Here is a 19,040-nt window from a genome sequence, read left to right as displayed (position 1 = left end):
GAAGTCTGCGCCCGCGCGGGGTACTCGGACATCGGCCGACCGTCCTGGACCGACCCCGACTTTCGGCAGGGGGTCAGCGAGACCTGCGGGTGGTGTGCCGGGTCGGTTGGGCGGTCGCCGGGTCTTCCGGCCACGGGTGTTTCGGGTAGCGGCCGCGGAGGTCGGCGCGGACGGCGGCGTAACCGGTGCGCCAGAAGGATTCGAGATCCGCGGTGACCGCTGCCGGACGACCGGCGGGGGACAGCAGGTGCAGCACTACCGGCACGCGGCCGTCGGCTAGCGACGGCGTTTCGGTCCAGCCGAAGGTCTCCTGCAGTTTGACCGCGAGCACCGGCTGGTCGCCGCGGTAGTCCACGCGGTAGTGCGAGCCGGACGGGACTTCGAGCCGATCCGGGGCGAGTTCGTCGAGCCGCGCCGCTTCGGGCCAGGGGAGCAGGCCGCGCAGGGCGGTTCCGGCGTCGACGTTCGCGAGATCGGCTCGGCGGCGGACGCGCGAGAGGTCGAGCCAGGTATCTACATTGGACAGCAGGGCTTCGTCGTCCACTGACGGCCACGGCTCGCCCAGTGCGCGGTGCAGGAAGGCCAGCCGCTCGCGGAGCCGGGTGCCGTCTTGGCTCCAGCGCAGCAACCCGAGACCTTCGGCGCGGAGCCCGGCGAGCACTGCGTCGTGGACTAGCTGAGGATCTGGGTTCCGCAAAGGCTTTTCGGACAGCACGATCGCGCCCAGGCGGCGGACGTGGCGAGCGACGACATCGCCGTCCCAATGCACTTCGTCCACTTCGGACACCAGGGTCGGCGCGGCTTGGGTCGCCAAGGCTTCGTCGGCTGTCGCGGCGAGCCGGATGGTGCCGTGCACGCGGCCCGGGTCGCGGGTGGCTTCGGCGACGGCAAGCCATTCGGCGTCGCCCAGACCGCTGCCGCTGGGCAGTTCGGCGGCGGTGCCGCTGGCCATCAGGTACACCGGTGCCGAACCACTGCGTCGCCGCGCCAGGCGTTCCGGATGTGCGAGGGCGACGACCAAGGCGGCGTCCGGGGAGGCTTTCGCTGGCGAATTGACCAAGCCTGCCAACCGTTTCGCGTCCCGCTGCCAGCGGCGGGCCGCGTCGTCGTGGGCGGAACGGAGGCGGCGCAGTTCGGCTTCGACATCGGTCAGCGTCGCGCCGGCGTCGAGCAAGGCAACCACTTCCGCTGCGGCGCGGGCTCCGACGGCCTCCGCGCCGTCCAGCAACGCGCGCGCCAGCCGGGGATGCAAGCCGAGGTCGGCCATCTTCTGTCCGCGGGGCGTGACGGCACCGTCGGACGTGGTCGCGCCGAGCGTGACGAGCAGGCTCCGCGCGGCGGCGAGCGCGCCCTCGCCGGGCGGGTCCCACCAGGCGAGCCCGGTTCCGTCCGGAGTGGACCAGCAGGCGAGTTCCAACGCGAACCGCGCCAGCTCGGCGGTGCGGATTTCCGGCTCCGGATACGCGGGCAGCGTCGCTTGCTCGTGCTCCGGCCAGCAGCGGTACGCGCGACCAGGCGCTTCGCGGCCCGCACGACCAGCGCGTTGTTCCGCCACCGCAGCCGAAACCCGCACGGTGGCGAGCCCGGCGAGACCGCGTCGATGATCGACTCGGGGGACGCGCGCGAGGCCCGAATCCACGACCGCGCGGACGCCGGGAACGGTCAGGCTCGACTCAGCGACGGCGGTCGCGAGAACGACCCGGCGACGGTCTCGCGGCCGCAGAGCTTCGTCTTGCCGGGCAGCGGAAAGCCGTCCGTGTAGCGGCAGCACGTCGGCGTCCAGCGAGCTCAGCAACGACGACGTACGCGCGATTTCTCCCGCTCCAGGAAGGAACGCGAGCACATCACCGTCCCCTTCGGACAGTGCTTGCCGGACCGCCGACGCCACCGCGGCTTCCGGACGTTCCCCGCGCGTCGGAGCGCGATAGCTCAGCTCGACCGGGTACGTGCGGGCGTGTGCGGTGATCACCGGAGCATCGCCGAGCAGTTCGGCCAGCCGTCCGGACGCGACCGTCGCCGAGGTCGCGAGCAGCCGGAGGTCGTCGCGCAGCCCGGCGCGGACGTCGAGAAGCAGCGCAAGCAGCAGATCGGCGTCGAGATGACGTTCGTGGCATTCGTCCAGCAGAACCGTCGACACCCCGGCCAGCTCGGGATCGTGCTGCACCCGCCGCACCAACAGCCCGGACGTGACCACCTCGATCCGCGTGCGCGTCGAGACCTTCCGATCGCCGCGCACGGCATACCCGACCGTCTCGCCCACCGGTTCACCCAGCAACGCGGCCATCCGCCCCGCCGCGGCCCTCGCAGCGAGCCGGCGCGGTTCGGCGACCACGACGCGTCCTTCGCCGCGGTTCAGCGCGAGCGGCACGAGCGTGGTCTTGCCGGTGCCGGGCGGGGCCACGAGCACCGCGGCGCCACGCTCGTCCAGCGCGCTCAGCACGGACGGCAGCACCGCGCGGACGGGCAGGTCCGGCAGCGAGGCTAGGTCGGTCACTGCTCGGTGATCTCCGGTGGATTCGGCAACGGATAGTTCGACGGCCCGATGTTCGTCTCCAGCGACTTCCGCCAGGCCCCGCTCGACACCATTTTCCGGATCGCGTCGTCCACCGCGTGCTGGCCCTCGGTATCGCCCTTGCGCAGGCCGACGCCGTACCGCTCAGTGGAAAACGGGCGGCCGACCACTTTCAGCAGCTCCGGGTTCTGCGCGGCGTACCCGGCGAGGATCACCGCGTCAGTGGTGACCGCGTCGACCTGGTTGGCCAGCAGCGCGGTGACGCAGTCCGGATACCGCGGATACTCGACCAGTTGCACCCGCTGCGCGAACTTGTCCTTCACCATCTGCGCCGGCGTCGAGCCGGTGACCGAGCAGAGCCGCTTGCCGTTGAGGCTTTCCGGGCCGGTGATGTCCGGCGAAGTCAGCCGCACCAGCAGGTCCTGGCCGGTGCTGAAATACGGCCCGGCGAAGCTGACCTGCTGTTTCCGCTTGTCGGTGATCGAATAGGTGGCCACGACCAGATCGACCGCGCCCGAGGTCAGGTCGGTCTCGCGGCGCGCCGGGGTGGTCTCGTGCCAGGTGATGCGGTCCGGTTCGACACCCAGTTCCCGCGCGACGAAAGTAGCGACATCGACGTCGAAACCGGCGAGCCTTCCGTCGACAGTTCGTTGCGAAAGGCCGGGCGCGTCGAACCGGATGCCAATGGTCAGGTGGTTGCCGTCACGCGCCCGGGTGGGAAGCGGATCGTCCTTGGATACCGTCGACGATCCGCACGAGACGCAGCTGACCAGCAGAAACACGGCGGCGAGCACTGCGCGAAACCGCATCGGTGCCTCCGCTTCGCCGCTCGGCTGCTCACATAGTTCTCAGGTCAGACGGCTAGCCTAAGCGCGTGCGCCGACTGCCCCAACCTGTACTCGACACCATCGGGACGCTCGCCCGTCTCGGGCTGGCTGTCGTGTGGCTCGTGTCCGGCGGCCTGAAGATCGCCGACCCGGGGCAGACGTACATCGCCGTGCAGGCCTACGACGTGCTCCCGCACGCGCTCGTGCGCCCGGTCGCCACCGGGCTGCCGCTGCTGGAGCTGGTGCTCGGGCTGCTGCTCCTCGCCGGGCTGGCCACGCGCTGGGTCGCGGCTGCTTCGCTGCTGCTGCTCGCTGTGCTCGTCGCGGGCATCGCGCAGTCGTGGGCGCGCGGGCTGAGCATCGACTGCGGTTGCTTCGGCGGCGGCGGGCGCGTGGACGCCGGGCAGACCGAGTACCCGCAGGAGATCCTGCGCGACACCGGCTTCGCCTTGCTCGCGGTGTGGCTGCTGGCACGGCCGCGCACCTGGCTTTCGGTCGACGGCTGGCTTGGCTGGGGCAAGGGCAGGAACGCCGGGAACTCAGACGAGTCTTCGGACGACTACCCCAAGAGCATCGCGGAAGGGAATTAGGAACAGTGGGTGGAGCTGCGCGCAACGCGCGGAAAAGCCGTCAGCAGGCGGCGGCCGCGAGGTCGGTCGCCCAGGCGCGGGGCTCGAACAGCGACCGGAACAAGATCATCGCGATCGTGGTGGCCGTCGTGGTGGTCGCCGCGCTCGTGATCGGCGGCGTGCTGTGGATCAACTCGAGCAAGAACGCCACACAGGACAGCGCGATCCAGCCGGGCACGACCTCGGCGCTCGGACCGGGCGTGGTCGAGAAGCGCGACGGGGCCGTAGTGTCGGTCGGCAAACCGGGTGCGCCGAAGACGATCGACCTGTACGCCGACTTCCTGTGCCCGTACTGCGCCAAGCTGCAGCAGGACTACGGGCCGCGGATGGAGAAGGCGATCAACGACGGCCAGCTCACCGTGCGCTACCACATGGTGATCCTGCTCAACAAGAACTCGGACCCGCCGGGCTACTCGCTCGACTCGGCCAACGCCGCGCTCGCCGCCGCCGACCAGCAGAAGTTCACCGCGTTCCACGACGCGCTGTTCAAGAACCAGCCGCAGGAAGGCGGTCGCGGGTACGACAAGGCCCAGCTGATCAAGCTCGGCCAGGACCTCGGGATCAACGACCCGAAGTTCGCCGAGACAGTCAACACCGGCGCCTACGACCAGCAGCTGCAGACGGCGTTCCAGCAGGTCCAGGCCGACCAGAACCTCCAGCAGGACTTCGGCAACGGCCAGGTCGGCTTCGGCACTCCGACCGTCGCGGTCAACGGCAAGGCCGTTCCGGCCCAGGGCGACTGGCTGACGAAGATCCTCAACGGCTGACCTGATCCGGTCAATTCGCCTGTCCGGGCACAACTCGTCCGCTAACCTGGGCCGCAGGGCTCAGGGGAGGGGCGGGTTGTGTCCGGTTTTCATGTCGACGACGGCGCGTATGAGAACTACGCGAAGCAGGTCGACCCACTCGGCGACGAGGTGCGTGCGGCGGCGAAAGCGCATCTAGGTCCGCATGTGACGCTGTCCGGCGACGGATTTTCCGCGATCGGGGACGAATCCGGATTCGCCGGCGCGTATGGGGCGCGGATGCGCGCGTTGCAGGAAAGGATGCACGCGCTCGGCGGCGGCTGGCACGACGTCGGTGAGGCTGCTCGGCGCACGCAGGGCAATTACGCCGCGGTGGAGCAGGAACACGGCGACGCATTGCGCAGATTCTCGTGAACGCTCCGGTCGATCATCTGGTCCGCAATGGACTGGACACCACGAATCAGTTCGCCGCGAAGCTGAAGCACGATCCGTCGGCGATCCACGGCGCTCGCGACGGGCATGTCGCGCTGCAGACGTCCGTCGGCCAGGCGAATCAGCACGCGGGCGCTCAGCGGGTGAACCTGGCGCAGGCCAGTTCCGGGGCGACTTCCGAGCGGGCGGTCGCGACGTCGAAGGATCTGGAGAAGGAAGTCCAGGACCTTCTCGACGAGAGCGCGGAAATCGAGCGCGCGGTCGCGGAGGCGGCGGAGACGCTGCACGTCGGCGAGATCCGCAATGATCAGGTGCGGGACCAGATTCTGCGGGAAATCGCGTCTTCGATGAAGGCGCTGGCGGCGGTCAACGGCATTCAGCCGCCGGAGAGCCGGGCTGCTGCGGCGCGGCAGATTCTGTTGCAGCTGCAGACGAAGATCGGGCAGTTGACCGGTCAGGCGGCGACGTTCACCGAGGAAACGCTCGGGAAGCTGACCGGGCTGGGGCAGCGGCTCGGCGGGTCGGATTCGACTTCCGCGAGCAGCGCTACGACCTCGGTGCCGCAGGCGTTCAACAGCAACGGTGCGCACGTGAGCCACGGCGGTGGCGGTGGGGATTCCGGCGGTGGTGGAGGCGGCGGCGGGTTCGCCGGGAAGCCGCGCTTGCCGGTGGCTGTTCCGCCGCAGCCCGGCAGCGGGGTCGGGATCAACCTGCCGGGCGGCAAAACCGTGATGGCCCCGAACGAGACCGCGGCCAAAGCGGTTCGGGCAGCGTTGTCTCAGCTGGGCGTGCCGTATGTGTGGGGCGGGACTGCGCGCGGGCAGGGGCTCGACTGCAGCGGATTGACCATGACGTCCTATCAGGACGCCGGGCTGCAGTTGCCGCGGACGGCTAAGCAGCAGACCGTCGGGGCCGAGGTGCCGTCGATGGATCAGTTGCTGCCGGGGGATTTGGTGGTGTGGTCCGGGCACGTCGCGATGGTGATCGGCGACGGGCAGATGGTCGAGGCCGGGGATCCGGTGCAGATCAGCAAGATCCGGACGACCAATGCCGGGCAGCAGTTCATCGGGTTTTACCGGCCGACGGGGTGAGTGGTGGCTGAATTCGACATGGATCGCGCGGTGGCGCGGGTGATGGAGGAGGCTTCCCGGACCGGGGAGGCGGCTGCTGCTCGGTTCGAGCGGGCTGGGCCGGTGGTGGGAAAGGCCGCTGCCGGCGGGGTTTCGGTCGAGGTCGCGCCGGGTGGGTTGCTGACTGGGTTGACGTTGACTCGGGCTGCTTTGCGCAGTGGGTCTGTCGCTGCGCAGATTATGGAGCTGTCGAGGCGGGCTGAGCGGCGGGCTGCGGATCGGATGCATCAGGTTCTTTCCCCGGTTTTAGGCGCGGAGACGGTGGCCTCGTTGGGGTATGCGGCGTTGGCTGAGGATGATCCGGATTTCTACGACGAAGAGCCGGTGGTGTTGTGAAGACCCGGGAGCTTATCGAGCTGGCTCGGTCTCGTGAGGCTGCGTTGGGGCAGGTCGCTTCGTTGATGGCGGAGGCTCGGGGGTCGGCTCATGCTGTGGATGGGTCGGTTGAGGTGACTGTGGATGCGTTGGGGGCGTTGAAGCGGTTGTGGATTGCGCCTGCATTGGCGGACGGAGAGCCTTCGCGGGTTTCGGCTTTGGTGCTCGAGGTTGTGCGGGTGGCTATGGCTGAGGCCGAGCAGGATTGCTACAACCGGGTGGGGTTGTTGCTGGGGGAGGAGGCTGGGTTGCTTGTTGAGGCGTTGTCCGGGCGGGCTGCTCCGGCTCGTTCTGCGGATGACGATCCTGGGATGACGGTGGAGGAGTTTCAGCGGTTGCGGGGGGAGAGGTTGGGGGAGAGGCGGTTTCCTGCTGCTGCTCCGGCTGCTTCGGTTGGGTCCACTGTGGACGATGAGTGGGAGGATTTTGATCCGGCTTCGTTGCGGTCGGATCGGTGAAGGCGGGTGGTGGTTGCGGGGCACACCCCGAAGCTTGATTGTGACTACGGCGCGGAGATGCTTGTCAAGGCGGGAAAGATGCCTTGACAAGCATCTCCGCGCCGTGTTTTTGGCTTCGTATCGGGGTGCAGGGAGGGGGCTGGGTATTTCCGAGCGTTGGGTGGGGAGGCGGCGGTTTGTGGTGTGCGATTCATGCTGGATCGCCGCGCCCCGTTGTTGTTAGCCGGGGGTGCGGGGCGGCGGTGGGTTGTGGTGTGGCGCAAGGCCCCGCTCAGTCAATGGGCCCGCAGCCACTCCCGGCACGGTTTGTGGTGATCCATGCTGGATCACCACATCTCGTTGTTCCGCTGCCCGCACGTTGCGAACCGCCGTGTCGCCGCGTGCTCCCGGACCGATGTAGGATACCGCGCCTGGTTGTTCTGTTGCCCGCACGTTGCGGACCGCCGTGTCGCCGCGCGCTCCCGAATCGCTGTGGGGATACCGCGCCTGGTTGTTCCGCTGCCCGCGCGCTGCGAACCGCCGTGTCGCCGCGCGCTTCCGGACTGATGCGGGATCGCCGCGCCTTGTTGTTCCGCTGCCCGCGCATCACAAACCGCCATCTCCCCGTGCCTTCCCCGGCCGGTGCTGGTTCGCGCACACCGCCGGCGGCGTTCGAGGGTGCGGGGGCTGGGTGTTTCCTTTGTCTGGGCGGAAAAGCGGCAGGTCGCGGTGTGGCGATCCATGCTGGATCGCGGCATCCCGCTGCCGTGAGACGTGTTCGGCTCGGGGGCGCACGGGGTCGCGGTTGTGGTGTGTGGGCGACCCACGCCGGATCGTCCGCACACCGCCGTCGTGCTGGCCGCGTTCGGAGGGGCGGGGCTGGGTGTTTCTGTCGCCTGGCCGGGAAATCAGCACACAAGGCTGTGGCGATCCACCCGGACCGCCACAGCCGTGGGCCTAGCCGCGTTCGATGAGGTGGCCCACCACTTCCGGGCCGGGGTGGGCGTGGCCTGAGCCGTCGCGGCGGAGGTCGATCTCGGGGAGTTCCACGGGGTCTCCGGTGCGGCTCGCGCCTGCTGGGCGGGGGCCGATCCACGCGACCTGGACTTGGGTTTCTCCCTTGAGGAACCGGTGGGTTCGCACGCCGCCGGTGGCTCGGCCCTTTGCCGGGTATTCGCTGAAGGGCGTGACCTTCACGCTCTGGCCCGTTGCCGTCACCACCATCGGTTCGCCGTGTTCTTCGTCGTCGGTGCGGATTGCTCCGAAGAAGACCGCGTTCGCGTTCGCGGACAGTTTCACTCCTGCCATGCCGCCGCTCTTGGTGCCTTGCGGGCGGATCAGGCTGGCGGCGAAGCGCAGCAGTGACGAGTCCGACGAGACGAAGGCCAGTGTTTCGTTTCCGTCCGTCAGCCAGGTCGCGCCTACGACCTCGTCGCCTGCCTTGAGGGTGATGATCTCGAATTCGTCCGACCGGACTGGCCAGTCTGGCGCGCAGACCTTCACCACGCCGGCGCGGGTGCCGATGGCCAAGCCCGGCGAGTCTCCTGCTTGTTCGCCGAGAGGGGCGATGCCTACGACCCGTTCGCCCTTTTCGAGTGGTACCAGCTCTTTTGCTGCCATGCCGCCCCGCAACGACACTGTGCCTGCTTGTTCTGGGAGTACGGGGAGCGGCAGGACATCGGTCTTGAAGGCGCGGCCTCGGCTTGTCACCAGCAGCACTTGGCCGCGCGCGGTGGTGTGTACGACGGCCGATACGGCATCGTGTTTTACGCGGCCGTTGCGGCGGCGGACTTCCGACGCCTCTTCGGATTCCGCTGCGGTGCGGGCGACCAGGCCGGTGGCCGACAGGATCACCTGGCACGGGTCGTCGGCGACCTCCAGCGGGCCGGACGGCTTCGAGGCGGCCAGAACTTCCTTCAGGTCGCCGTCGATGAGGCGGGTGCGGCGTTCGGTGGGGAAGTCCTTGGCGATCTTCGCCAGTTCCGTCGAGACGAGCTTCTTCAGCACCGACTCGTCCTCGAGGATCGTGGTCAGCTCGGCGATCTCGGCGCGCAGCTTTTCCTGCTCGTTTTCCAGTTCCAGCCGGTCGTACTTCGTCAGGCGGCGCAGGGGAGTGTCGAGGATGTAGGTCGCCTGGATTTCGGACAGCTTGAACTTCGTCATCAGGCCGTCCTTCGCGGCGGCCGCGTTTTCGCTTTCGCGGATCAGCCGGATGACCTTGTCGATGTTCAGCAGCGCGACCAGCAGACCGTCGACCAGGTGCAGGCGCTCTTCGCGCTTGCGGCGGCGGTAGCGCGTGCGCCGCGTGACGACCTCGTAGCGGTGCCGCAGGAAGACCTCCAGCAGCGCCTTCAGGCCGAGCGTCTGCGGCTGTCCGTCGACGAGCACGAGGTTGTTGATGCCGAACGACTGCTCCAGCGGCGTGAGGCGATACAAGTCCGCCAGCAGCGCCTGCGGGTTGACGCCCACCTTGCACTCGATGACGAGCCGCGTGCCGTTCTCGCGGTCGGTGAGGTCCTTGACGTCCGCGATTCCGGTGAGCCGCTTGGACTTGTTGACCTCGTCGGTGATCTTTTCGATCACCTTCTCCGGGCCGACGCCGTACGGCAGCTCGGTGACCGTGATGGCCTGCCGTCCGCGGCTGCCTTCCAGCGGGCCGGTTTCGACGTTCGCGCGCATCCGGACCACGCCGCGGCCGGTTTCGTAGGCCTTGCGGACCTCGTCCAGGCCCAGCAGGCTGCCGCCGGTGGGCAGGTCGGGGCCGGGGACGTACTCCATCAGCTTGTCGAGCGTGGCGTTCGGATGGTTGATCAGCCACCGCGCGGCGCCGATCACCTCGCCGAGGTTGTGCGGGATCATGTTGGTCGCCATGCCGACCGCGATCCCGGACGTGCCGTTGACCAGCAGGTTCGGGTATGCGGCGGGGAGCACCGAAGGCTCTTCGAGCGAACCGTCGTAGTTCGGGCGGAAGTCGACGGTGTCTTCGCCGAGTTCGCCGACGAGCAGCATCGCTTCGTTCGACATCCGGGCTTCGGTGTATCGCGAGGCGGCCGGTCCGTCGTCCGGGGAACCGAAGTTTCCGTGCCCGTCGATCAGCGGGGCGTTCATCGAGAAGTCCTGCGCCAGCCGGACCATCGCGTCGTAGATCGCCACGTCGCCGTGCGGGTGGTACTTGCCCATGACGTCGCCGACCACGCGTGACGATTTCACGTACGCGTGCGTCGGGCGGTAGCCGTTCTCGTTCATCGAGAACAGGATCCGGCGGTGCACCGGCTTCAGGCCGTCTCGCGCGTCCGGGAGGGCGCGCGAGTGGATCACCGAGTACGCGTATTCCAGGTACGAGTCTTCGATCTCCGTCTTCAGCGGGTTGTCGAAGACCTGCGCGCCCGGCGAGTCGAACGCGCTCGGGTCGACCCGGGTCACCGGGGTCTTGCTACGGCGAGCCATGGCTCACAACTCCTTGGGAACGAACGGAAAACTCAGACGTCGATGGCGTCGCGGTCGACGCGGTCGGACGATTCGACCAGCCAGTTGCGCCGCGGCTCGACCTTCTCGCCCATCAGCAGTTCCAGCGCCAGCTCCGCGGCCTCGACGTCCTCCAGCGTGATCCGCCGGACCGAGCGCGTCGCCGGGTTCATCGTGGTTTCCCACAGTTCGTCGGCGTCCATCTCGCCGAGGCCCTTGAACCGCGGCACCGGCGTGACGACTGTCTTGCCCGCCGCTTCGAGTTCGGCGACCTTCTGCTCCATCTCGCGCTGGGTGAAGGTGAAGATGGTCTCCGAACCGCGGCCCTTCGTGGTGATCTTGTGCAGCGGCGGCATGGCCGCGTACAGCCTGCCGTCCTCGATCGCCGGGCGCATGTACTTCGCGAACAGCGTGATCAGCAGCGTGCGGATGTGCGAACCGTCGACATCCGCGTCCGCCATCAGGATGACCCGGCCGTAGCGCATCGTCGACAGGTCGAACGTGCGGCCGGTGCCCGCGCCGAGCACCTGGACGATCGACGCGATCTCGGCGTTCTTCAGCGTGTCGCCCAGCGACGCCTTCTGCACGTTGAGGATCTTGCCGCGCAACGGCAGCAGCGCCTGGTACTCCGACACCCGAGCCATCCGCGCCGAGCCGAGCGCGCTGTCGCCCTCCACCAGGAACAGTTCGCTGCGCGAGACGCCGGTGGTGCGGCAGTCGACCAGCTTCGGCGGCATCGCCGCGCCTTCGAGCGCGGTCTTGCGCCGGGCGGCGTCCTTCTGCTGTTTCTGGGTGAGCCGCACGCGCGCCGCGTCGACCACCTTCTGCAGCACGATCTTGGCCTCGGACTTGGTTTTCCGGTCCTCGGTCCAGGCGCGCACCTGCTTGTCGACGATGCCCTGGATGACGCGCGTGATGCCGGCCGTGGACAGTTCGTCCTTGGTCTGCGAGGTGAACTGCGGCTCCGGCAGCCGGACGTGGATCACCGCGGTCATGCCTTCCAGCACGTCCTCGGTGGTCGGCGGATCCTCCTTCGCCTTGAGCAGCCCGCGCGTCTTGCCGATCACGTCTTGCAGCGCGCGGGTGACCGCGCGGTCGAACCCGCGCCGGTGCGTGCCGCCGTGCACGTTGCGGATCGTGTTGGTGAAGCACTCCACGGTGCGCTCGTAGCCGGTGCCCCAGCGGAGCGCGACCTCGACCTCGGCGTGTCGCTCCACATTGGACTGCATGACGCCGTTGGCGTCCGCCGCGTTCTCCTTGTACGTGCCCTCGCCGGTGATCATCAGCGTGCCGCAGACGGGCTTCTCGCTGTCCGGGGCGAGGAAGTCGACCATGTCCGACAGCCCGTTCGGGAAGTGGAAGGTCTCCTCGTTGATGGTGTCCTCGAACGTGGTGCGCAGCACGTACGTGACGCCTGGCACGAGGAACGCGGTGTTGCGCAGCTTCGCGCGCACGCCTTCGACGTCGAGCACCGCGCCGGTCTCGAAGTACCGCGCGTCGTACCAGTAGCGGATCGACGTTCCGCTGCGCTCGCCGCGCTTCATCTTGCCGACGAGTTTGAGCCCGGAGCGGCGGGTGAACTTCGCCTTCGCGCCGGGGCCGTCGAACACGCCGGGCACGCCGTGCGCGAACGACATCTGGTGGACCTTGCCGTCCTGCTTCACCGTGACGTCGAAGCGGTGCGACAGCGCGTTGACCGCCGAGGCTCCGACGCCGTGCAGGCCGCCCGACGTCTTGTACCCGGAGCCGCCGAACTTGCCGCCGGCGTGCAGCCGGGTCAGCACCAGTTCGACGCCGGAGAGGCCGGATTTGGCGTGCACGCCGGTGGGAATGCCGCGGCCGTCGTCGTCCACCTGGACGCTGCCGTCGCCGTGCAGCGTGACGACGATGCGCGAGGCGTGGCCGGCCACGCCCTCGTCGGTGGAGTTGTCGACGACCTCGGAGAAGAGGTGGTTGATGCCCCGGCTGTCGGTGGAGCCGATGTACATCCCGGGGCGCTTGCGAACCGCCTCGAGTCCCTCGAGGTGGGTCAGGTCATCGGCCCCGTACAGAGTCTCAGCGGTCACGAGGTCGTTCTCCCGGATCGAGGCGAGCTGTTCGGTGGGCAAACAGGCGGCCGGAGCAGGGGCCCCGGGCCGTCACCGTACTGCAGGATATCCGCACCCCCTGACAGGAACTGGCCGCTGCGCCCCCGGCGGCGTCCCGCAGCGTGTCCCAGGTCACCGGTATAGTCCCGTTGGAATACATCTTCCACGCGAGTAGTTGTGCCGACAAGCAAGGTAAGAAGCAACCGGCTAGGGAGCGGTCATGCAGTTCGGAATCTTCTCGGTGGGCGACGTCACGACCGACCCCACCACGGGCGTCACGCCCACGGAGCACGAGCGCATCAAGGCGATGGTCAAGATCGCGCTCAAGGCCGAAGAGGTCGGCCTCGACGTCTTCGCCGTCGGAGAGCACCACAATCCGCCGTTCGCCGCGCCGGCGAACCCCACGGTGCTGCTCTCGAACATCGCGGCGCGGACGGAGAAGATCGTCCTCTCGACGTCGACCACCCTCATCACCACCAACGACCCGGTGCGCCTCGCCGAGGACTACGCGATGCTGCAGCACCTGGCCGACGGGCGGCTCGACCTGATGATGGGCCGCGGCAACACCGGCCCGGTCTACCCGTGGTTCGGCAAGGACATCCGCGAGGGCATCCCGCTGGCCGTCGAGAACTACGCGCTGCTGCACCAGCTCTGGCGCGAGGAGGTCGTCGACTGGCAGGGCAAGTTCCGCACCCCGTTGCAGGGCTTCACCTCGACCCCGCGCCCGCTCGACGGCGTTCCGCCGTTCGTCTGGCACGGTTCGATCCGCAGCCCGGAGATCGCCGAACAGGCCGCCTACTACGGCGACGGGTTCTTCGCGAACCACATCTTCTGGCCGACCTCGCACTTCCAGCAGCTGATCGCGTTCTACCGGCAGCGCTTCGAGCACTACGGGCACGGCAAGGCCGACCAGGCCATCGTCGGGCTCGGCGGGCAGGCGTTCATCCGGCCGAAGTCGCAGGACGCGTGGAACGAGTTCCGGCCCTACTTCGACAACGCGCCGGTGTACGGGCACGGCCCGTCGCTGGAGGACTTCACCGAGCAGACGCCGCTGACCGTCGGCAGCCCGCAGCAGGTCATCGACAAGACGCTGACCTTCCGCGAGCACTTCGGCGACTACCAGCGCCAGCTGTTCCTGATGGACCACGCCGGCCTTCCGCTGAAGACCGTGCTGGAGCAGCTCGACCTGCTCGGCGAGGAGGTCGTGCCGGTGCTGCGCAAGGAACTGGAAGCGAAGCGCCCGGCGCACGTGCCGGACGCGCCCACGCACGAATCGCTGAAGGCGGCTCAGGCGGTCAACGCCTGACCCGGGTACTCCGGACTGAGTGGAGAGGTCATGACTGCACGCACTATCGCCGTGGTCACCGCGGGGTTGAGCCAGCCGTCGTCGACGCGGCTGCTGGCCGACCGGCTGGCCGAGGCCGCCCGCGCCGCCTTGGTCGACGACGACGTGACGGTGAAGGTGTTCGAACTCCGTGACATCGCGGTGGACATCACCAACAACATGCTCACCGGGTTCCCCAGCCCGCAGCTGCGGGAAGTGATCGACACCGTGACACGCGCGGACGGCCTGATCGCCGTGACGCCGGTGTTCACCGCTTCCTACAGCGGGCTGTTCAAATCGTTCTTCGACGTGCTGGACAAGGAAGCGCTCGACGGCAAGCCGGTGCTGCTCGCCGCGACGGGCGGCACGGAGCGGCATTCGCTCGCGCTCGACTTCGCGCTGCGGCCGCTCTTCGCTTACCTTCGCGCGACAGTGGTCGCGACGGGCGTGTACGCGGCGTCGTCGGACTGGGGCAGCGTCGAGGCGACCGGTGCGTTGCAGCAGCGCGTGGAACGGGCTGGCCGCGAGCTGGCGCAGTTGGTCGCGGCAGCGCCTGAGGCGAAGCCGGACGACGAGTATGCGTCGGTGTCGTTTGAGCAGTTGCTGGCTGGTCACTGACGGCTCCTGGCGGTCAGGATGGCTTGCGGCGCCGGGGTTTGCGGGTCGAGGAGCAGTTCGGCCTCGACGGTGAACCCGGCGTCGCGCAGCCATGTCGTCATACGTTCTCGTGGGCGGCGGTGCACCTGGAGCCTCATCGGGTGGCCGCCGTAGCCTTCGGTTTTGAGCCGGGTTTCGTTGCCGACATGGAACAGCAGTTGCAGCAATCCGCCGGGACGCAGGGCTTGGCGGAAGTTCGCGAAGACGCCCGGGACCAGCACGTCCGGCAGGTGGATGATCGACTGCCACGCCACGATTCCGGCCAGTGAAGCGGTGGGCAGCGGGTCGGTCATCGAGCCGACCTCGAAGCGCAGCGTGGGATAGTCGCGCCGGGCGACCTCGATCATGCCGGGCGACAGGTCGACGCCGTACGCGGCCACGCCGAGTTCGTTGAGGCGGGCGGTCACTTGGCCGGGGCCGCAGCCGATGTCGGCGACTGGGCTGTCGCTGACTTGCGCGGCGAATAACTCCAGTGCGGCAAGCAGATACGGCTGTTCGGCGAAAGCGTCGCGGACGAACGCGGCGTAGTCCTCCGCGACGGTGTCGTACGAAGTCCGGGTGTCGGTGAGCCATTCCATGTCAGCCTGCCGGGGTCTGGGCGATGAGGACGGTGGCGCGCGTGGACCAGCCCAGCGCTGAGTACAGCTGTTGACCATCCGCGGTCGCGACGAGAATCCCCATGGTCGCGCCACACGCCAGGGCGCTTTCCGCGAGCGCGCTCATCACCACGCTGCCTAGGCCGCGGCGGCGGTGTTCGGGCTCGGTGGCGATTCGGTCCGCGATCGCGTCGGTGCCGACCACGGCCATGGTTCCGCGTGCTGCTACGCCGGAATCGGGATGTCGCAGCACGGTTTCGAACACTGTTCCGTTCACGGTGGTCGCGCACGTGTAGGGCGGTGGAGCTGGGCGCGATGGGTGCCGACGCAGGGGAATGGTCATGAGCGCTTCGCGTTCGTCGCGCAGCTTCAGGCCAGCCTCGCGCACGATCGCCTCGACTGACTCGGGCCGGTTGGTCGGCACCGTCAGCCAGGACGGGAGCGAAGCTGCGGCCACCTCGTCGGCGAGACCGCGCAGGACGTCGGGTTCGGCGGACAGCGCGACGATCTCGCGATGCCGGTCCGGTTGCTCGATGAGGACATGCAGCCCGCCTCGGGCTTGTTCGGCAGGGCGGAAGCCTCGGGATGCGCCCCATCCCGCCTGCCAGCGGAGGATGAGGTCAGGCAGTGATTCGACCACGCTGAGCAGCTAAGCATTCAGCACCGACAAAAAACGCGTGCTCCGCCGCGGGACCGGGTGCCCGGGTGAGTCCAGTATGGACAGTGCGGCAAGGTTTCGCCTGGCAGCACTGCGAGTCGCACGGCACACTAACCCGATGGGATTGGGCAAGCCAGTGCGCCGGGCGCTCTTCTCGGTCGTCGGCGGAGTGCTGGTGATCGTCGGGGTCGTGCTGCTCGTGCTGCCGGGGCCGGGACTGCTGCTGGTGCTCGCCGGATTGCTGGTGCTGGCCGCGGAGTTCCCGGCGCTGCAGCGATTTGTCGACCCAGTGCGGACGCGGGCGATGCAAGCCGCCGAGGACAGTGTGTCTTCGCCGTGGCGGATCGCCGGTTCCGTGCTGGCCGGGCTCGCGCTGCTGGCCGCGGGCATCGTGTGGGGGACGGTCCGGTCGCTGCCGCTGAGCGGGTGGAGTACGGGGACTAGCCTGATTCTGTCGAGCTTGATCTTGTTCGCGTTGCTGATCTGGAGTTACCGGCGGGTGCGGGCGAAGCGAGTCTCAGGCGAGCAAGGCGGCAAGCCCTAGATAGCTGCCGCCGCACCGATGGTCGCTTGCGCGACAGTGCGGAGAAAGAAAAGCGCCTGGACCTGCGAAACAGGTCCAGGCGCTCCGTTCATCAAGCGTCAGGAAGCGTAGAGCTTGGCCACCTCCGCAGCAGACAACGCCCGGTCGTACACGTGCACCTGGTCAACTGCCCCGTTCAGGAAGTCGACCGGGTTCCCGCCGTACTTCCCGCGTCCGATCACCGTGTGTCCGGTGGACGCCTCGCCGAGACAGACGCTCTTCGACGCGGCCAACTGACCGTCCACGTAGAGCGCGAGCTGCCCGGTAGCGGCGTCGCGGACACCGACCAGGTGGTACCAGCGCCCGGCCTCCGGCGTGACCGGCGCGAGGGCCCGCGTGCCGACGAAGCTGAACGCCAGCTTGTGGTCCGCGCCGGAGTACTGCAGGAAGAACGCGCTGTGGTCGTTGCCGTCCTGGCTCACCACGGTCTGGAACCCGTCGCCGACAGCGTTGAACTTCACCCACGCCGCGACGCTGTAGCTCAGGTCCGTCTTCGCGAGCGCGGCACCGGTGTCCGCATATTGGCCGGAGCCGTTCACCGCGAGGGCCGAACCGCTGTGTCCGGCGGTCCAGGAAGCGCCGCCGACGAGCGTCGCGTCGTGGTGGCCCACGGTGTCCGCCGCGGTGGTGCCGCTGTTCTCGTCGAACGGGTACGCGGCGATTCCGTCGATACCGGGAGTGCCTGGCGGGATTACCGGCCCTTGTTGCGGCGAGCCGTCAACGCCCTTGATCACCGACTGGTTCGCGGCGCGGACGGCGGCGAAGTCCATCTTCTTCACCTGACGGTCGTAGGTGAAGAAGCCGTTGACCTCCTTCTCCACGTCGGTGGTCTGTGTGTAGACGCCTGCCGACACTCCGCATTGCCGTCCGGCGAGCAGGAGGCGTTGCTGGAGTTCGGCGTAGCGCCGGGTGAGCGTGGCGCTGTCCGGTTCCATCTCGTAGGCGAAGCTGCCGGCCGGGTCGAACTGGTGTCCGTCGACCTTCAGGCCCAGGCCGCCGTACTCGCCGTCGACCGCTGCCCGTGTCGCGTCCGGCACCGGGGTTCCGGGGCCGGTGTAGGTGTGGTCGTCGTACAGATCGCCGCGCCCGCTGTCCGGCTCGGACCGGCAGCAGTTCACGCCCGACTCGGCGTCCACGAGCCGCGTCGGATCCCAGGCCTTGACCTGGTCGGCGATCCGGCCGACGGCGTAGTCGCCCCAGCCCTCGTTGAACGGGACCCACGTGACGATCGACGGGAAACTGCGGTGCTGGTCGATCATCCGATGCAGTTCGGATTCGAAGTTCGCCTGCGACGCGGGCGTCGCCTCGATGTCGTCCTTCATCGCGGGCATGTCCTGCCACACCATGAGCCCGAGTTTGTCCGCGTAGTAGTACCAGCGGTCAGGTTCGACCTTGATGTGCTTGCGCACCATGTTGAATCCGAGCGCCTTCTCCTGCTCCAGGTCGAACTTCAACGCCGCGTCGGTGGGCGCGGTGTAGATGCCGTCCGGCCAGAAACCCTGGTCCAGCGGGCCGAGTTGCATCACGAACTTGCCGTTGAGCATCATCCGCTGCTTGCCGTCCGCGGTCTTTCCGATGGAGACCGACCGCAGGCCGAAGTACGAGCCGACACTGTCCCCAGAGGACAGTGAGACGCGCAGGTCGTACAGGAACGGATCGTCCGGGGTCCACAGATGCGGCCGGTTCACCTTGAGCTTCAACGGAGTGTTCGCCGGTCCGGACACGTGGCCGACGACACGGCCGTGGTCGTAGGCGACGGCTTCCACGCGTTGCTTCACCGGTCCGCCCACGACGGCGTTGACGGTGACCGAGCCGTTGGCGACGTCCGGCGTAGTGTCCACTTTGGAGATGTAAGCCGGGGTCACCGGTTCCATCCAGACGGTCTGCCAGATTCCGGACGACGGGGTGTAGAAGATTCCGTCGCCGGGTTTGCGTTGCTTGCCAAGCGGTTGCCCGCCCGCGTCATTCGGATCCGTGACACCGACGACGACTTCCTGGTCTTTCCCCGCGGTCAGCGCATTGGTGACGTCCGCGGAAAACGCGTCGTAACCGCCGGTGTGGCGCGCGACCTGATGGCCGTTGACCCACACCGTGGTGTCGTAGTCGACCGCCTGGAAGTGCAGGATCAGCCGCTGGTCGCGACCGCCGACGTGCCAGTTCTTCGGCACCTGGAACGTCCGCCGGTACCACATCGACGTTTCGTGCCGCATGATGCCCGACAACGCCGATTCGACCGGATAAGGAACGAGAATGCGTTCGTCGAGACCGCGGTTGATCGGCGGCGAGTCGCCTGGTTTGGCGGCGGAGAATTCCCAGACGCCGTTGAGGTTTTGCCAGTTGTCGCGGGTCAGCTGCGGGCGCGGGTATTCGGGAAGGGCGTTGCTCGGCGAAACTTGGTTGGTCCACGGGGTGGTCAGGGGAGGGGTGAGGCGTTGCCACCCCGGCGGATCTGCCGCAGCGGCGGGGACACTCGACAACCCGGACACGGCCACGGCGAGCGCGGCGGCCACCGTGGCCAAACGGCCGGGTCTGCGGGCAGGACGGACCATCGTCGAACCTCCTAGTGACAGGTGGATCAGCGC

General features: G+C 68.2%; 16 protein-coding genes. 9 read left to right on the top strand and 7 right to left on the bottom strand.

All coding sequences use genetic code 11. From position 1 onward, the window contains the following. Positions 1-73: 73 nt before the first annotated feature. The gene (gene hrpB, locus AB5I40_RS19970; protein ID WP_370940052.1) at positions 74-2,494 is read right to left on the bottom strand and encodes an ATP-dependent helicase HrpB; all 2,421 of its coding nucleotides are present in this window, start codon (positions 2,492-2,494) and stop codon (positions 74-76) included. Then, on the bottom strand, positions 2,491-3,321 hold the full coding sequence (locus AB5I40_RS19965; RefSeq protein ID WP_370940051.1) for a glutamate ABC transporter substrate-binding protein: 831 nt from the start codon (positions 3,319-3,321) through the stop codon (positions 2,491-2,493). Before AB5I40_RS19965 ends, hrpB begins: the two co-directional genes overlap by 4 nt. Before the next feature lie 98 nt (positions 3,322-3,419). Here AB5I40_RS19965 and AB5I40_RS19960 point away from each other — a divergent pair, with 98 nt between their 5' ends. The 6 genes from AB5I40_RS19960 (at position 3,420) to AB5I40_RS19935 (ending at position 7,109) form a co-directional block, all read left to right on the top strand. Then, positions 3,420-3,929: a MauE/DoxX family redox-associated membrane protein gene (locus AB5I40_RS19960; RefSeq protein WP_370940554.1), complete on the top strand. Its 510-nt coding sequence runs from the start codon at positions 3,420-3,422 to the stop codon at positions 3,927-3,929. A 5-nt stretch (positions 3,930-3,934) separates the two neighbouring features. Beyond that, positions 3,935-4,735: a DsbA family protein gene (locus AB5I40_RS19955; protein ID WP_370940050.1), complete on the top strand. Its 801-nt coding sequence runs from the start codon at positions 3,935-3,937 to the stop codon at positions 4,733-4,735. Positions 4,736-4,813: 78 nt separating this feature from the next. Continuing rightward, positions 4,814-5,128: a hypothetical protein gene (locus AB5I40_RS19950; protein WP_116205241.1), complete on the top strand. Its 315-nt coding sequence runs from the start codon at positions 4,814-4,816 to the stop codon at positions 5,126-5,128. Beyond that, complete coding sequence (locus tag AB5I40_RS19945; protein ID WP_370940049.1) at positions 5,125-6,237, top strand: C40 family peptidase; 1,113 nt, start codon at positions 5,125-5,127, stop codon at positions 6,235-6,237. The genes AB5I40_RS19950 and AB5I40_RS19945 overlap by 4 nt, the downstream gene beginning before the upstream one ends. Further along, entirely contained in the window at positions 6,238-6,612 is a 375-nt protein-coding gene (locus AB5I40_RS19940) for a YbaB/EbfC family DNA-binding protein (RefSeq protein ID WP_370940048.1), read from the top strand. Then, complete coding sequence (locus AB5I40_RS19935; protein ID WP_370940047.1) at positions 6,609-7,109, top strand: YbaB/EbfC family nucleoid-associated protein; 501 nt, start codon at positions 6,609-6,611, stop codon at positions 7,107-7,109. The genes AB5I40_RS19940 and AB5I40_RS19935 overlap by 4 nt, the downstream gene beginning before the upstream one ends. 936 nt (positions 7,110-8,045) lie before the next feature. Here AB5I40_RS19935 and AB5I40_RS19930 read toward each other — a convergent pair. Together AB5I40_RS19930 and AB5I40_RS19925 are read right to left on the bottom strand one after the other, a co-directional pair. Next, positions 8,046-10,535, bottom strand: coding sequence for a DNA topoisomerase (ATP-hydrolyzing) subunit A (locus AB5I40_RS19930; RefSeq protein ID WP_370940046.1), 2,490 nt, complete (start codon positions 10,533-10,535; stop codon positions 8,046-8,048). A 32-nt stretch (positions 10,536-10,567) separates the two neighbouring features. Further along, entirely contained in the window at positions 10,568-12,619 is a 2,052-nt protein-coding gene (locus AB5I40_RS19925; RefSeq protein WP_370940045.1) for a type IIA DNA topoisomerase subunit B, read from the bottom strand. Positions 12,620-12,860: 241 nt separating this feature from the next. Here AB5I40_RS19925 and AB5I40_RS19920 point away from each other — a divergent pair, with 241 nt between their 5' ends. Then, positions 12,861-13,946, top strand: a complete 1,086-nt coding sequence (locus tag AB5I40_RS19920; protein WP_370940044.1) for an LLM class flavin-dependent oxidoreductase — start codon at positions 12,861-12,863, stop codon at positions 13,944-13,946. 30 nt (positions 13,947-13,976) lie between these two features. Next, complete coding sequence (locus AB5I40_RS19915; protein WP_134663377.1) at positions 13,977-14,582, top strand: FMN reductase; 606 nt, start codon at positions 13,977-13,979, stop codon at positions 14,580-14,582. On the opposite strand, the gene AB5I40_RS19910 is transcribed toward AB5I40_RS19915, so the two are convergent. After that, positions 14,576-15,199 (bottom strand): trans-aconitate 2-methyltransferase, encoded by a 624-nt coding sequence (locus tag AB5I40_RS19910; RefSeq protein WP_370940043.1) that lies wholly within the window; start codon positions 15,197-15,199, stop codon positions 14,576-14,578. The two genes, AB5I40_RS19915 and AB5I40_RS19910, sit on opposite strands and share 7 nt — an antisense overlap. Before the next feature lies 1 nt (position 15,200). Beyond that, complete coding sequence (locus AB5I40_RS19905) at positions 15,201-15,857, bottom strand: GNAT family N-acetyltransferase (RefSeq protein WP_370940042.1); 657 nt, start codon at positions 15,855-15,857, stop codon at positions 15,201-15,203. A gap of 136 nt (positions 15,858-15,993) precedes the next feature. Between AB5I40_RS19905 and AB5I40_RS19900 the strand changes: the two genes are divergently transcribed. Continuing rightward, a complete protein-coding gene (locus AB5I40_RS19900; protein WP_370940041.1) occupies positions 15,994-16,419 on the top strand; it encodes a PGPGW domain-containing protein in 426 nt (141 codons plus the stop codon). A gap of 98 nt (positions 16,420-16,517) precedes the next feature. On the opposite strand, the gene AB5I40_RS19895 is transcribed toward AB5I40_RS19900, so the two are convergent. Beyond that, positions 16,518-19,007 carry a LamG-like jellyroll fold domain-containing protein gene (locus AB5I40_RS19895; protein WP_370940040.1) on the bottom strand — a complete coding sequence of 830 codons (2,490 nt, stop codon included), beginning with the start codon at positions 19,005-19,007 and terminating at the stop codon, positions 16,518-16,520. Positions 19,008-19,040 lie beyond the last annotated feature (33 nt).

It is taken from the genome of Amycolatopsis sp. cg13 (assembly GCF_041346965.1).
Lineage (GTDB): Bacteria > Actinomycetota > Actinomycetes > Mycobacteriales > Pseudonocardiaceae > Amycolatopsis.
This window is presented reverse-complemented; position numbering and strand designations above follow the sequence as displayed.